Origin of the sequence: Ruminococcus sp. AM26-12LB (genome assembly GCF_003480785.1) — a bacterium.
GTDB lineage: Bacteria > Bacillota > Clostridia > Lachnospirales > Lachnospiraceae > Blautia_A > Blautia_A fusiformis.
In genome coordinates this window covers 428-15,182 of record NZ_QUJX01000002.1, presented here as the reverse complement: position 1 = coordinate 15,182, position 14,755 = coordinate 428, and the positions used below count along the sequence as shown (strand labels likewise).

Genomic DNA, 14,755 nt, shown 5'->3' with positions numbered 1-14,755 from the left:
AGATAAATGGAACAGTATAAGCAGGAATTTATTGAATTTATGATTGACTGTAATGTCCTGAAATTTGGAGATTTTACTACGAAATCAGGAAGAAAGACACCATTTTTTGTAAATACAGGATTTTACCGTACCGGTGCGCAGCTTCGCAAGCTGGGACAGTATTATGCAAAAGCGATAGAAAGCAAATTCGGACTGGATTTTGATGTGCTGTTTGGACCGGCATACAAAGGAATTCCGCTTTCTGTAGCAGCAACTATGGAGATCAGTGAAATGTACGGAAAGGATATCCGTTACTGTTCCAACCGTAAGGAAGTGAAAGACCACGGAGATAAAGGAATTCTTCTTGGCAGCCCGATCCAGGATGGGGATAAGGTAGTGATCATTGAGGATGTTACGACTGCAGGAACATCCATTAAAGAAACACTTCCGATCATCAAAGCGCAGGGAGATGTAAATCCGATAGGTCTTGTGGTTTCTGTTGACCGTATGGAACGCGGCCAGGGAACAAAGAGTGCGCTCAAAGAGATCGAGGAAACCTACGGCCTTCAGACTACAGCTATTGTAACTATGGCGGAGGTTGTTGAGCATCTCTACAACAAAGAATACAAAGGCCGTGTTGTGATCGATGATAAGCTGAAAGCTGCCATTGATGCATATTATGACCAGTACGGCGCAGAATAATATTGTTATAAAAGGTCATAAAAGAGCGGCGGATTCCGAAGGTCCGCTTTTACTGGGAGGACGCAGCCTTATGAATGAAAAAATTTATAAAACTATGGCGAGCAGCGGGGCGGGAAGCCTTGCACTCGGTATTGTCGTTCTGGTGACGGGACTTGTCACAGGAATTCTGATGATCGTGAACGGTGCGAGACTGCTCAGAAGAAAATCAGAGATATTAATCTAATATGATCTGAAAAGCCGCACGTTGTTCCGTGTGGCTTTTCGGACTATTTAAGCAGGGGAGAATATTGGAAAAAGGGACAAAACGCAGAGTAAAAAAACTCGGGACAGCTTTTTTTGTATTGTATGTTCTTGTTCTTGTGTATCTTCTGTTCTTTTCCGAAGGATACGGAAGAGTGGCGGATGCAGAAAGAGAATACCGTTACAATCTTGTTCCGTTTGTGGAGATCAGGCGTTTCTGGACTTATCGAAAAATAGTGGGTACATTTGCGCTTTTCACAAATGTTTTTGGAAATGTGCTGGGATTTGTGCCATACGGATTTATTCTTCCGGTAATAACCGGAAAAATGCGAAATGGCTTTTTTATCATATTATCCGGCTTTTTTATCAGTCTGACGATAGAAGTGATCCAGCTGCTTACAAAAGTTGGCTGCTTTGATGTGGATGATATGATATTGAATACTCTGGGCGCAGCGCTTGGATATGGGATTTATGCAGTCTGCGACAGGATTAGGAGAAAAATTAATGGCAAGAAGATATAGATATGCATTTGCAAAAAAAAGAGAAGCTTCCAAGGGAAAATGGTCTGTAGGACTTGCGGCGGCTTCCCTCGTGCTGTTTATCGCGGCAGTTGTGCTTGCACTCTTTTTTGATGGAAAGCTCGGGGGCCTGATCGGCGGAACCGGGCTTTTTGCCATGCTGCTTTCTGCATATGGCTTTACACTGGGGCTTTCCAGCTTTTCGGAAGAAAACCGGAAACACAGGACGAGCATGGTCGGGTCTATTTTGAACGGAGTGATCCTGGTTATCTGGCTGGGACTTTTTTTATCGGGGGTATAACAGATGGATAAAAAAGAACGCTTAAAAAAACAGCTGGACTTTATTATGGAGATAGATAAAGTCAAGAATATTTTCCGTCAGACATATCTTGCAGACGGAAAGCGGAAAGAGAATGATGCGGAGCATTCCTGGCATCTGGCGTTGATGGCAGTGCTTTTAAAGGAATATTCCAATGAGGAAGTGGATCTTTCGAAAGTGATTCCTATGGTACTGGCGCATGATCTGGTAGAGATTGATGCAGGTGATACCTATGCATATGATGAAAAAGGAGCGACAACCAAGGAATACAGGGAGAAGCAGGCAGCAGAACGGATCTATGGACTATTGCCGGAAGATCAGGGACAGTGGTTAAAAGCATTATGGGAGGAGTTTGAGGCTTACGAAACCCCGGAGGCGAAATTTGCCCATGTGCTAGATAATTGTCAGCCATTGTTTCTAAATGATGCTTCCAACGGAAAAAGCTGGGAAGAGCATCAGGTGAAGAAAAGTCAGATTTATAAGAGAAACCGGAAAACAGGAGAGGGTTCTGAAGTGATCTGGGAATATATGAAAGAACTCGTTGACAAACACATTGCCCTGGGGCATGTGATCAATGATGAAAAAGATGGGAGATGAAGTCTTGGAAGAATGCATGAAAGAACGTTATGGACTTGCGAAGGAACGGATCCGTGAGATCATAACAGAAGAAACCGTAAAAAAACCGTTTGGAGATTTTTTCAGAAACAGGGCAAAGTTTCTTTCCATGGCAGCAGATGTGATGGATGAGAGCGCAGCAGAGCTTACGATGGAGGCGTTGAAAGAGAGAAATCATTGCTTTTATCAGGATATCCTCCCGGAAAATTATGAAAGCAGCTATGGAAATCCGGCGTATGCAGTACAGCAGATGGGAGAATATGGAAAAGCCTTCAGTTTTCTGTATGCAGAGATCGCAGGAACTGTAGCTTATGCTCATGAGAAAAGGCTGTGGGATATGACTGTATCCATGGAACTGTTTCTGGAAGTATATTCTGCATTTTGTGAGGAAGAACTTCCGGAGGCGGCAACAGTGGAGGGGATTCTCCGTTCCTATGTAAATGATTACTGCCAAGATATGATGGAGCAGAGGATACGGGAAGGTGTAGATCCGGAGCTTGACTTTGCGGCAGATATCATCATGAATTCGGATTTTTCCGATCTGAGATATCTGTATCGCTATGGCGAGTTTGTTTCAGAGAATGAAACAGGAGTTGCAGAGTTTCTGAATTCCCTTTCTCAGGAAGAGATCGATAAGATGGCTTCTACCTATACAGAAGGCTATCGGATCGGATTTATCACCGGACGGAAGGATATCACAAAAAAGAAAACAGTAAATATCCGATATAGTCTTGGCTTCGAACGGATGGTAAAAGCAGCGATCCTCCAGTTTGAAAAAATGGGCCTGAAGCCGGTGATCTATCGCCATGCAACGCATGTGGTAAATAAGAGAGGCGCAGTGAGAGTAGGCTATACAGGCGGCGTTGCCAATCCGCAGTACGATTACGATCATCGTCAGGACAGTGCATTGTTCCTGGATGGGGATTTTGTTCAGCGAAAACTTCGTGCTATGCAGACCTCCTATGAGAAGTACAGAGAACTGGCAGAAGTACATGGCGGTCCGGCCTGCATTGATACATTTGGAGAAAATCCTTTCTCTCCGATAAGTAAACCGGAAGCTTATGCATTAAGCGAGACACAGCAGAAGCTTCAGACAGAACTTGACAATGAATCCGGACAGATCGTAAACCGATACATCAAAGGTGATGAGAGAAGTTTTACGATCATTGCATATCCGGTTCCTGAGATTGGTGGAAATTATGAGGAAATTTTCCGTGAGATCGTAAAGATCAATACATTGGATTACCATCTCTATCAGGAAATCCAGCAGACGATCATCAATACCCTGGATACCTGTGAGTGGGTGGAAGTCAAAGGACGTGGAGACAATGAGACGGATCTTCTGATTCATCTTCATGAACTGACAGATCCGAAGAAACAGACGAATTTTGAGAACTGTGTGGCAGATGTGAACATTCCGGTGGGCGAAGTCTTTACATCTCCGCAGCTGGCAGGCACAGGCGGAATCCTTCATGTGAAAAAAGTATATCTGAACGGTCTTCAGTTCCGGGATCTGAAGCTGGTATTTGACTGCGGCCAGGTTATTGATTACACCTGCTCGAATTTTAAAACCGAAGAAGAAAACCGGAAATATATTGAAGATAATATCCTCCACCACCATCCGAAGATCCCCATGGGAGAGTTTGCCATCGGTACAAATACCACAGCTTATGTGGCGGCGCTGAAATACGGAATTGCGGATAAGCTTCCGATCCTGATCGCAGAAAAAATGGGACCGCATTTTGCTGTGGGCGATACCTGTTACAGCTGGGCAGAGGATACACCGGTATATAATCCGGATGGAAAAGAGATCATCGCCAGGGATAATGAGATTTCCGAGATGCGAAAGGATGACGTAAGCCTTGCTTATTATGGCTGTCATACAGATATTACGATACCTTATGATGAGCTTGGAAGTATCCGGGTGATCGATGATGAGGGAGAAATGATCTCCATTATCGAAAACGGAAGGTTTGTTCTTCCCGGAACAGAGGAATTGAACCGTCCTTTTGAGAATCTTCCATTAAATAATAATATAAGTTAATTAGTAAATTTACAGTTTTTTCGATCGTATTGACAGAAAGTGAGAATATACGTAGAATAACCATAACAATAGTCAAAGGACACAGGCTAATATTCAGTTAGTGTACCATGAAAGGAGAACACAATGGCAAAAGTAGGAATTGTAATGGGTAGTGATTCAGATATGCCGGTTATGAGCAAAGCAGCAGATATCCTGGAGAAACTGGGGATTGATTATGAAATGAAGATCATTTCCGCACACAGAGAACCGGATGTATTTTTCGAGTATGCAAAGACAGCAGAAGAAAAAGGCTTCAAAGTTATCATCGCAGGCGCAGGAATGGCAGCTCATCTTCCGGGAATGTGCGCAGCGATCTTTCCGATGCCGGTGATCGGTATTCCGATGCATACAACCTCTCTGGGAGGACGAGATTCCCTTTACTCAATTGTACAGATGCCAAGCGGTATCCCGGTTGCTACAGTAGCGATCAATGGTGGCGCCAATGCGGGACTTCTTGCTGCCAAGATCCTTGCAACTTCCGATGCAGAGCTTCTTTCCAGACTGAAAGCCTACAGTCAGGATCTGAAGGAGCAGGTTGAGAAGAAAGACGCAAGGCTTCAGGAAGTTGGATACAAAAATTACTAAATAAATCTTTTACCATAAAATAAAAAGGTGTTGTCATAAGGAGGACATTATGGATTACAAGACTTCAGGCGTAGATATTGAGGCAGGATACAAATCAGTAGAGCTGATGAAAAAGCACATTGCCAAGACAATGAGACCGGAGGTACTTGGAGGAATCGGTGGATTCTCAGGTGCATTTTCCATGGAGAAATTCAAAGATATGGAAGAGCCTACTCTGGTTTCCGGAACAGACGGATGTGGAACCAAGGTTAAGGTAGCCATGGTTATGGACAAGCATGATACCATCGGAATCGATGCTGTAGCCATGTGTGTAAATGATATTGCATGTGCAGGCGGCGAGCCATTGTTTTTCCTGGACTACATTGCCTGCGGCAAAAATTATCCGGAAAAGATCGCAGAGATCGTAAAAGGTGTTGCAGAGGGCTGTGTACAGTCTGAGGCAGCTCTGATCGGTGGTGAGACAGCAGAGCATCCTGGACTTATGCCGGAAGATGAGTACGACCTTGCCGGATTTGCAGTAGGAGTCGTTGACAAAAAAGATCTTCTTACAGGAGAGGCCCTGAAACCAGGAGATGTCCTGATCGGTATGGCTTCCACAGGAGTTCACAGTAATGGATTTTCTCTTGTACGTAAAGTATTTGACATGACAAAAGAGTCTCTGGATACTTATTATGAAGAGCTTGGAACAACTCTGGGAGAGGCACTGATCGCACCGACCAGAATCTATGTAAAAGCGCTGAAGAGCATCCGAGAGTCTGGCGTGAAGATCCATGCATGCAGCCATATCACAGGGGGTGGATTCTATGAGAATATCCCACGTATGCTGAAAGAGGGAACCAGAGCTGTTGTCAAAAAAGACAGCTATCCGGTACTTCCGATCTTCAAGCTCCTTGCTGAAAAAGGAAATATTGATGAGCATATGATGTATAATACATATAATATGGGTCTTGGAATGATCCTGGCAGTAGATCCTGCAGATGTTGACAAAACAATGGAAGCTATCCGTAAAACCGGCGATAAGCCATATGTGGTAGGATCCATTGAAGAGGGAGAAAAGGGAGTGACCTTATGTTAAAGATCGGTGTTCTTGTTTCCGGTGGGGGAACGAATCTTCAGGCGATCCTGGATGCTATTGATGCAGGAGGGATCACAAATGCAAAAGTGGATATTGTGATCAGTAATAATGCCTCCGCTTATGCTCTGGAAAGAGCCAGAAAGCACGATATAGAGGCGGTATGCATCGCACCGAAAGACTATCCGGACCGAGAAGCTTTCCATAAAGCATTACTGGCGAAGCTTCAGGAAAAAGAGGTGGATCTGATCGTTCTTGCAGGATATCTGGTTGCAATCCCTCCGATGATGGTGGAAGCGTATCCCAACAAGATCATCAATATCCATCCATCTCTGATCCCGTCTTTCTGCGGAAAAGGTTTTTATGGACTTAAGGTCCATGATGCAGTTCTTGCAAGAGGAGTGAAAGTAACAGGCGCTACGGTTCATTTCGTAGATGCCGGAACGGATACAGGTCCGATCATCCTTCAGAAGGCAGTAAAGGTAAAAGACGGAGATACATCCAAGGAGCTTCAGAGACGTGTAATGGAAAAAGCAGAGTGGAAGATCCTTCCGGAAGCAATCAATCTTATCGCCAATGACAAAATCACAGTGACAGATGGAATTGTTTCTTTAAAGTAATCAGCAGACAGATGAAACAAAGGAGTAAACAGATGAAAGTATTAATCGTAGGAAGCGGCGGAAGAGAACATGCAATTGCATGGAGTGTTGCAAAAAGCCCGAAAGTTGACAAGATCTACTGTGCACCTGGAAATGCAGGAATCGCAGAGTATGCGGAATGTGCAGATATCGGAGCAATGGAATTTGAAAAACTGGCAGCCTTTGCCAAAGAAAAAGAGATCGATCTTACTATCGTGGGAATGGATGATCCTCTTGTGGGCGGAATCGTAGATGTATTTGAGGCAGAGGGACTGCGTGTGTTCGGACCGCGCAAAAATGCTGCTATTCTGGAAGGCTCCAAGGCTTTTTCCAAGGATCTTATGAAAAAATACGACATTCCTACAGCTGCTTATGAGAATTTTGATGATCCGGAAAAAGCTCTGGAATATTTAAGGACCGAGGCAAAATTCCCGATCGTTTTGAAGGCAGATGGCCTTGCTCTTGGAAAAGGTGTTCTGATCTGCCAGGATCTTGCAGAGGCAGAAGCTGGCGTAAAAGAGATCATGGAAGACAAAAAATTCGGAAATGCCGGAAATACCATGGTAATTGAAGAATTTATGACTGGCCGTGAGGTTTCCGTACTTTCTTTTGTAGATGGAAAGACGATCCGTACCATGACATCCGCACAGGATCACAAGCGTGCGAAGGATGGGGATCAGGGACTGAATACAGGCGGAATGGGAACATTTTCTCCAAGTCCGTTCTATACTCCGGAAGTAGATGAATTCTGTAAGAAATATGTTTATCAGAAAACAGTAGATGCCATGGCAGCAGAGGGACGTCCGTTTAAGGGAATCATTTTCTTCGGACTGATGCTTACTGCAGATGGCCCGAAGGTTCTGGAATATAATGCAAGATTTGGGGATCCGGAGGCACAGGTTGTTCTTCCGCGTATGGAGAATGATATCATTGAAGTAATGGAAGCCTGTGTAGACGGCAAACTTGATCAGATCGATCTGAAATTTGAGGACAATGCAGCAGTTTGTGTTGTTCTTGCAAGTGATGGATATCCGGTAAAATACGAAAAAGGTATCCCGATCCATGGATTTGAGAATTTTAAGGACAAAGACGGATACTACTGTTTCCATGCGGGAACCAAATTTAAAGATGGAGAGATCGTTACAAACGGTGGGCGTGTTCTTGGCATCACTGCCAAAGGAGAGACATTAAAAGAAGCCAGAAAGAATGCATATGCTGCTACAGAGTGGATCAGCTTTGCAAATAAGTATATGCGTCACGATATCGGAAAAGCTATCGACGAGGCTTAAGTTGGTCATTTTTCACAGGCACAGCTTGACGAAAACAGGGATTTCATTGTACAATAGTAACAACTATGAAACACAGTGAGTAGTTACGAACATGAAAAGCTGGATGCTGACAGGGCACAACAGGAACCAACCATTTTCCTTGATGAGGTGTCGCATCCAAGTGATGAGGCAGAGAGGACAGAAAAATGGGAATCAGTGTAGAAGAAGCAATCCATGAGCTCAGAAACAGGGAGGAAGTATTTGTTGCATATTCACAGGCAACCAGACTTCCATATGTGACCTGTGATGAAGAAACATTTAATGACCAGGCAAGGATTTTTGCCACAGAAGAAGAGATCAAAGAATATGGTAAACAGCTCCTTGAGGATAAGATCCTTCTTATGGGCATGAAATATGAGAAAAAAGACTATCCAAGACTGTATGGTACGCTGTACGCGATCGGAGTGAACAGTGTGATCTGGATCGACGGAGAAGAGAAGATCGAGATTGAGATCGGAAAGATCGCAAACCAGAGAGATATGAGTAAGATCGAGCCGTCAAAGAGACCGCTTCTGAACCCGTCTCTTGAACTTTCCGGAATCTATTTTATGCAGGAATTGCGTCGCCCGGTAAAACAGGAAGAGCATAAGAATATCCGTGAGTTGGAAGAAGAGCTGATAGCAAACCTGCGTAAGGCAGAATTCCTGATCGCGATCAATGCAGAGCAGGAAGAAGATGGAAAGCTCCATATTCCGTATCTGAAAAATAAAGAGGATAAGATCATGCAGCCTGTGTTTACAGATGTTATGGAATTTGAGAAATTTGGAAGAGGCAAGAATCTCCGTGTTGCGAAAGTGACTATAGACAAACTTCCGAGCCTGATGATTCCGCAGGCAAACGCTTATGTGGTAAATCCAATGGGATTTAATCTGGTTCTTAACAAAGAACAGATAGAGAAGATTGCAGGGATCAGTAAATAAAAACAAAAATCACAGCAGGCTGCCAGGATGAAACTGTGCAGCCTTTTGCTGTTGTAGAGGAGAGATTACCCTATGGTGATAGAAATCGATTTTAACAGTGATGAGGCAATCTATATGCAGATCACCAATCAGATCATAATGGGGATCGCTACATCAAGGCTTCATGAAGGGGATACTCTGCCTTCTGTACGGCAGCTTGCAAGCATTGCAGGAATCAATATGCATACTGTGAATAAGGCATATGCGCTGCTTCGTCAGGAAGGCTTTGTGACTATTGACAGGCGAAAGGGAGCGGTGATCTCCATAGATGCAGATAAGGTCAGAGCACTGGAAGAAATGAAACAGAATCTGACAGTAGCAATGGCATGGGGATGCTGTAAAAATGTAACAAGAGAAGAAGTCCATCAGCTGGTGGACGAGATTTTTGACGAGTATGACACAGACAGATAGGAGGAGACATCATGCAGGAACGATATACAAAACAGGCAGAGAATGTTCTTGCTCTGGCAAAAGAGGCAGCCAGCTCCTGCGGACATAGTTATATCGGCACGGAGCATCTGCTGGTCGGGCTTGTAGAAGAAAAGGAGGGCACAGCAGGAAGAGTTCTGGAGGAGTTTGGAATCCAGGCTGATAAAGCGATGGCTCTGATCGATAAACTGATCGCACCGCCGGGAAATACGGCTGTTTCACAGAAACCGGGATTCAGTCCGAGAACCAGAAGAGTTCTTGAGGGTGCATATGCAGAAGCAGAATCCATGCGTTTTGAGGAAGTCGGGACAGAACATATTCTGCTGGCAATGTTGAAAGAAACAGACTGTGTGGGTACCAGACTGCTGTACACAATGGGTGCCAATATCCAGAAGCTTTATGCGGCAGTGCTGACAGCTATGGGAATGGACAGCGATGCCATTGCGGAAGAATTCCAGGCTGTAAAAGCTTCAAAGGGAAGAAACAGCAGTGTAACACCAACTCTGGATCAGTATAGCCGAGATCTGACGGCCATGGCAGAAGAAGGTAAGCTGGATCCTGTAGTGGGAAGGGATAAAGAGATTGCCAGACTGATCCAGATCCTGAGCAGAAGAACAAAGAACAATCCCTGCCTGACTGGAGAGCCGGGAGTAGGAAAAACGGCTATCGTAGAGGGACTTGCACAGCGGATCGTCACAGGAATGGTACCGGATACTGTGAAGGATAAGCGGGTTGTAGTTCTGGATCTTTCCGGAATGGTCGCAGGAAGTAAATATCGCGGTGAGTTTGAAGAACGTATCCGAAATGTGATCGATGAGGTAAGCGAACAGCAGGGAATATTGCTCTTTATTGATGAGATCCATACGATCATCGGAGCAGGTGGAGCGGAAGGTGCACTGGATGCTTCCAATATCCTGAAACCGTCTCTTTCCCGTGGAGAGATCCAGCTGATCGGAGCAACGACACTGGAAGAATATCGGAAATACATTGAAAAGGATGCAGCGCTTGAACGGCGTTTTCAGCCTATCATCGTGGAAGAACCTACAGAAGAGGAGGCTGTTGAAATCCTGAAGGGGCTGCGCCCATATTATGAAAAACATCATGGTGTAGAGATTCTGGATGAGGCCCTTGAGGCGGCTGTAAAAATGTCCGTTCGTTATATCAATGACCGGTTTCTTCCGGATAAAGCCATTGACATTATTGATGAGGCAGCGTCGAAAGTACAACTGGCGGGATATCGTCCGTCTCCGAAAGCAGAAGCACTGGAAAGAGAGATCCACGATATTCTGAAACAAAAAGAACAGGCAGTCATAAATGCAGATCTTGAAGGTGCAAAAGCAGCACAGGCAAAGCAAAATGAGGCGGAAGCAGAATTGGAAAAGATCCGAAGAAAGGCGGAGCGGAAAAATCGGAAAAATCCATTTACAGTTGATGAAGAGGCAGTTGCCGGTATTGTGTCTGACTGGACAAAAATACCTGTACAGCGTCTGACAGAGGGGGAATCCCGTAGGCTTGCAAATTTGGAAAAGGTTCTGAAAAAACGTGTGATCGGACAGGATGAGGCAGTTTCTGCAGTTGCCCGGGCGGTAAAAAGGGGAAGAGTAGGATTAAAGGATCCGGCAAGGCCTATAGGTTCTTTCTTATTCCTGGGACCTACCGGAGTGGGAAAAACGGAGCTTTCCAAAGCGCTGGCGGAAGCTGTATTTGGAAGTGAGCAGGCAATGATCCGTGTAGATATGTCCGAATATATGGAAAAACATAGTGTTTCTAAAATGATCGGATCGCCGCCCGGATATGTAGGCTATGAAGAAGGTGGACAGCTCAGCGAAAAAGTGCGCAGAAATCCATACAGTGTCATTCTTTTTGACGAGATTGAAAAGGCTCATCCGGATGTGTTTAATATTCTTCTGCAGGTACTTGATGATGGTCATATTACAGATGCTCAAGGCAGAAAAGTGGATTTTAAGCAGACGATCATTATCATGACTTCCAACGCAGGTGCGCAGATGATCATGGAACCGAAACATCTTGGATTTATGTCCGGAGATACGGAAAAGCGTGATTATGAACGTATGAAGTCCGGAGTGATGGAAGAAGTGCGGCGGATGTTTAAACCGGAATTTCTGAACCGGATCGATGAGATCATGGTATTCCATTCTCTGAATAAAGAAAATATCAGGAAGATCGTTACTATTCTTTTGAAAAACCTGGAAAAACGCTGTCAGGAACAGCTGGATATCATACTGAAAGTTACCGGAGCAGCTAAAGATCTTATCGCAGATGCAGGCTTTGACAGTAAATACGGTGCAAGACCGTTGCGTCGTGCGATCCAGACAAAGATTGAGGATGAGATGGCAACAGAAATCCTTGAAGGTCGGATCAAAGCCGGTGATACCGTACAGGTGAAGGTCAAAGACAAGAAAATCTACTTTGAAGTAAAAGATGCGGAGAAAGCGTAAGAATTTTATTACTTTCTATAGCCAAAAAAACAGAAATAAGTTATAATTAACAAAATTAAAACTATACAACGAAAGATTTCAGGAGGACATAAGATCATGGCAGTGGTACAGGAATTGATCCGCACAGAAGATAATGGGACTATCAGTTTTGGAGATTATGAATTAAATCAGAAATCCAAATTGTCGGATTATCAGTATCAGGGAGATATGTATAAAGTAAAAACATATAAGGAGATCACCAAACTTGAGCGTAATGGAATGTTCGTATATGAGTCTGTTCCGGGAACCAGTGTGTTCCATCTTCAGCAGGATGGAACAGCAATGAGTTTTGAGGTTCAGGGCTTTGAGGATTCTCAGATTACTGTTGAACTGGAAGCTGAGACAGAGTATCAGGTATTTATTGATGATGTAAGTACAGGTACAATGACCACAAACCTGGGCGGCAAGCTTTCTTTCAGTGTTGAACTGGATGCGAACACCAAAGCAGAAGTTAAAATTGTAAAATGCTAAAAAATAAAAAAACGGTTTATTTTTGTCAGGAATGCGGGTATGAATCAGCCAAGTGGATGGGGCAGTGCCCGGCATGCAAGGCATGGAATACTTTTGTGGAGGAAACGGTTTCTTCCAAAAAATCTTCCTCAGGGAGTATTAAAACTACACAAAAGAAAACGGAGCCTGTAGTTCTGAAAGATATCAGTCTTTCTTCAGATGAACGTCAGAGCTGCGGAATCGGTGAACTTGACAGGGTGCTGGGAGGCGGAATCGTCCCCGGCTCCCTTGTTTTGGTAGGTGGAGATCCTGGTATTGGCAAGTCTACATTGTTGTTGCAGGTGTGCAGAAATTTATCTTCACAGGGGATTTCTGTTTTGTATATTTCTGGTGAGGAGTCTCTTAGACAGATCAAGCTCCGGGCAGATCGGCTTGGAACGTTTAATGATAAATTGAAACTGCTCTGTGAGACGAATCTTGAAAATATCCGGGAGATCATTGAGCGGACGAAACCAGATGTAGCTGTTGTGGATTCTATCCAGACGATGTTTCATGAAGATATTTCGTCTGCACCGGGAAGTGTTTCTCAGGTGAGGGAATCTACCAATGTACTGATGCAGATCGCTAAGGGTATGGGAGTGTCCATTTTTATCGTGGGTCATGTGACCAAGGAGGGAAATGTGGCAGGTCCTCGTGTACTGGAACATATGGTAGATACTGTGCTTTACTTTGAGGGAGACAGGCATGCTTCTTACCGGATCCTGCGTGCGGTGAAAAATCGTTTTGGTTCTACCAATGAAATTGGTGTTTTTGAGATGCAGAATTCCGGACTTGAAGAAGTGAAGAATCCTTCCGAGTTCCTTTTGAATGGAAGACCGGAGAATGCTTCGGGGTCTGTTGTTGCATGTTCTATGGAGGGGACGAGACCGATTTTGGTGGAGATCCAGGCTCTGGTGTGTCAGAGTAATTTTGGAATTCCGAGAAGAACAGCAGTTGGTACGGATTTTAATCGTGTGAATCTTTTGATGGCGGTTCTGGAGAAGAAGGCGGGAGTTCATCTTGCTGCTTCGGATGCTTATGTGAATATTGCGGGTGGCATGAAGATGACAGAGCCGGCGATCGATCTGGGTATTTGTCTTGCTATTATTTCCAGTGCGAAGGAGATCGTGATCCCGGATTCTGTGATGGCGTTTGGTGAAATTGGTCTGAGTGGCGAGGTTCGTGCAGTGAGTATGGCCGGACAGCGTGTGCAGGAAGCGAAAAAGCTTGGGTTTGAGACGGTGATACTTCCTGAGGTGAACCGGACGGCTACAGAGAGTATTAAAGGAATTAAATTGGTTTATGTGGCTGGGATCCGGGATGCGATTTCTTTTATCAGAGGGTTGTGAGTTTCCGGCAGGTTATTTTGAATAGGATCATGTGGTCAGCCGCTGTATGGTTTGTACGGCGGCTGTGTTTGGGTTAATAGATAAAAAAACATAGATGATAGTAAGGGAAAGGCTGGTGTTGGTTATGGGTATTGGTAATATTGGAAATATTGGAAATATGATGAAGGTTATGAATGCATGGAATACATTTAAACAGAATCATCCGAAGTTTCCGGCATTTTGTAGTGCGGTTTCCCGGCGTGGGATTCGTGAGGGGAGCATTCTTGAGGTGACGTATATTAGCCCTGAGGGTGAGAAGCTGACTACGAATATTAAAGTGCAGGCCAGCGATCTTGAGTTGCTGAGAGAACTTTCTGGTGGTAATTGAGTTGAGCGGATAGCGAATGTTGATTATATATTGTATAGGTCTGTTTGACGGGTGTTTTGGTTTCGGTGTCTGGCAGTGTTGGAACTGCCGGGTGCCGTTTTTTTTGTTGGGATGGAGAGGGACGCCAGAGGAAGGTGGCATCGCTCCGGGCAGGGACTCCGTCGGGGGATACTACTAGGGCTGCGGGAGACGGCGTTATTGCGGCAGGGTCTGCTGTCTGAGCCGCAGGCGAGTTCTGGCCCTGCCGCAATGCTTTTAGCCGTCTCACGGAGCCCTAGTAGTAATCACCCCTCCTCCGCAGCAGCCCGGCCCGATGCCACCTTCCTCTGGCTGACGCTTCCAGCCGACAGGAAAAAACATGCGGGGTATGGAAGCGGACTGGGCGTCCTGTCCTGAAATGTCAGACTGGTACAGAATATTCCTATAAGTATCGAAGAATACAGAAACGGGATCGGCACAGCGTATCACCATAAATATCGAAGAATACAGGAACCAGATCGGCACAGCGTATCACCATAAATATCGAAGAATACAGGGCCAGATCGGCCCAGCGTACCACCATAAATATCGAAGAATACAGGGATT

General features: G+C 44.8%; 16 protein-coding genes. All 16 read left to right on the top strand.

What is annotated here, in order from left to right:
* The first annotated feature begins 6 nt into the window (after nt 1–6).
* The 16 genes from pyrE to DW694_RS01220 all read left to right on the top strand — a co-directional run bounded on the left by pyrE (nt 7) and on the right by DW694_RS01220 (nt 14,170).
* Nucleotides 7–681, top strand: a complete 675-nt coding sequence (gene pyrE, locus DW694_RS01290) for an orotate phosphoribosyltransferase (RefSeq protein ID WP_015525899.1) — start codon at nt 7–9, stop codon at nt 679–681.
* Between the two features lie 70 nt (nt 682–751).
* Nucleotides 752–904, top strand: a complete 153-nt coding sequence (locus tag DW694_RS16800; protein ID WP_022426215.1) for a hypothetical protein — start codon at nt 752–754, stop codon at nt 902–904.
* Between the two features lie 64 nt (nt 905–968).
* Nucleotides 969–1,442 (top strand): VanZ family protein, encoded by a 474-nt coding sequence (locus DW694_RS01285; RefSeq protein WP_022426214.1) that lies wholly within the window; start codon nt 969–971, stop codon nt 1,440–1,442.
* Nucleotides 1,426–1,740, top strand: a complete 315-nt coding sequence (locus tag DW694_RS01280) for a hypothetical protein (RefSeq protein WP_015525901.1) — start codon at nt 1,426–1,428, stop codon at nt 1,738–1,740. The genes DW694_RS01285 and DW694_RS01280 overlap by 17 nt, the downstream gene beginning before the upstream one ends.
* Nucleotides 1,741–1,743: 3 nt before the next feature.
* Nucleotides 1,744–2,355 carry an HD domain-containing protein gene (locus DW694_RS01275; RefSeq protein WP_118752432.1) on the top strand — a complete coding sequence of 204 codons (612 nt, stop codon included), beginning with the start codon at nt 1,744–1,746 and terminating at the stop codon, nt 2,353–2,355.
* Complete coding sequence (locus DW694_RS01270) at nt 2,333–4,417, top strand: aminopeptidase (RefSeq protein WP_182465466.1); 2,085 nt, start codon at nt 2,333–2,335, stop codon at nt 4,415–4,417. The genes DW694_RS01275 and DW694_RS01270 overlap by 23 nt, the downstream gene beginning before the upstream one ends.
* A gap of 123 nt (nt 4,418–4,540) precedes the next feature.
* On the top strand, nt 4,541–5,041 hold the full coding sequence (purE, locus tag DW694_RS01265) for a 5-(carboxyamino)imidazole ribonucleotide mutase (protein WP_015525905.1): 501 nt from the start codon (nt 4,541–4,543) through the stop codon (nt 5,039–5,041).
* A 49-nt stretch (nt 5,042–5,090) separates the two neighbouring features.
* The gene (gene purM / locus DW694_RS01260; protein WP_015525906.1) at nt 5,091–6,116 is read left to right on the top strand and encodes a phosphoribosylformylglycinamidine cyclo-ligase; all 1,026 of its coding nucleotides are present in this window, start codon (nt 5,091–5,093) and stop codon (nt 6,114–6,116) included.
* Nucleotides 6,110–6,733 carry a phosphoribosylglycinamide formyltransferase gene (gene purN, locus DW694_RS01255; protein ID WP_022426210.1) on the top strand — a complete coding sequence of 208 codons (624 nt, stop codon included), beginning with the start codon at nt 6,110–6,112 and terminating at the stop codon, nt 6,731–6,733. The genes purM and purN overlap by 7 nt, the downstream gene beginning before the upstream one ends.
* A gap of 32 nt (nt 6,734–6,765) precedes the next feature.
* Complete coding sequence (gene purD / locus DW694_RS01250) at nt 6,766–8,040, top strand: phosphoribosylamine--glycine ligase (protein WP_022426209.1); 1,275 nt, start codon at nt 6,766–6,768, stop codon at nt 8,038–8,040.
* A 185-nt stretch (nt 8,041–8,225) separates the two neighbouring features.
* A complete protein-coding gene (locus DW694_RS01245) occupies nt 8,226–8,999 on the top strand; it encodes an SseB family protein (RefSeq protein ID WP_015525910.1) in 774 nt (257 codons plus the stop codon).
* Between the two features lie 72 nt (nt 9,000–9,071).
* Nucleotides 9,072–9,449, top strand: a complete 378-nt coding sequence (locus DW694_RS01240) for a GntR family transcriptional regulator (protein ID WP_015525911.1) — start codon at nt 9,072–9,074, stop codon at nt 9,447–9,449.
* Nucleotides 9,450–9,460: 11 nt separating this feature from the next.
* Complete coding sequence (locus tag DW694_RS01235) at nt 9,461–11,926, top strand: ATP-dependent Clp protease ATP-binding subunit (protein ID WP_114001469.1); 2,466 nt, start codon at nt 9,461–9,463, stop codon at nt 11,924–11,926.
* Nucleotides 11,927–12,022: 96 nt separating this feature from the next.
* A complete protein-coding gene (locus tag DW694_RS01230) occupies nt 12,023–12,436 on the top strand; it encodes a hypothetical protein (protein ID WP_015525913.1) in 414 nt (137 codons plus the stop codon).
* Nucleotides 12,430–13,803, top strand: coding sequence for a DNA repair protein RadA (gene radA, locus DW694_RS01225; protein ID WP_021650957.1), 1,374 nt, complete (start codon nt 12,430–12,432; stop codon nt 13,801–13,803). Before DW694_RS01230 ends, radA begins: the two co-directional genes overlap by 7 nt.
* A gap of 124 nt (nt 13,804–13,927) precedes the next feature.
* Entirely contained in the window at nt 13,928–14,170 is a 243-nt protein-coding gene (locus tag DW694_RS01220; protein ID WP_015525915.1) for a hypothetical protein, read from the top strand.
* Nucleotides 14,171–14,755: the final 585 nt, after the last annotated feature.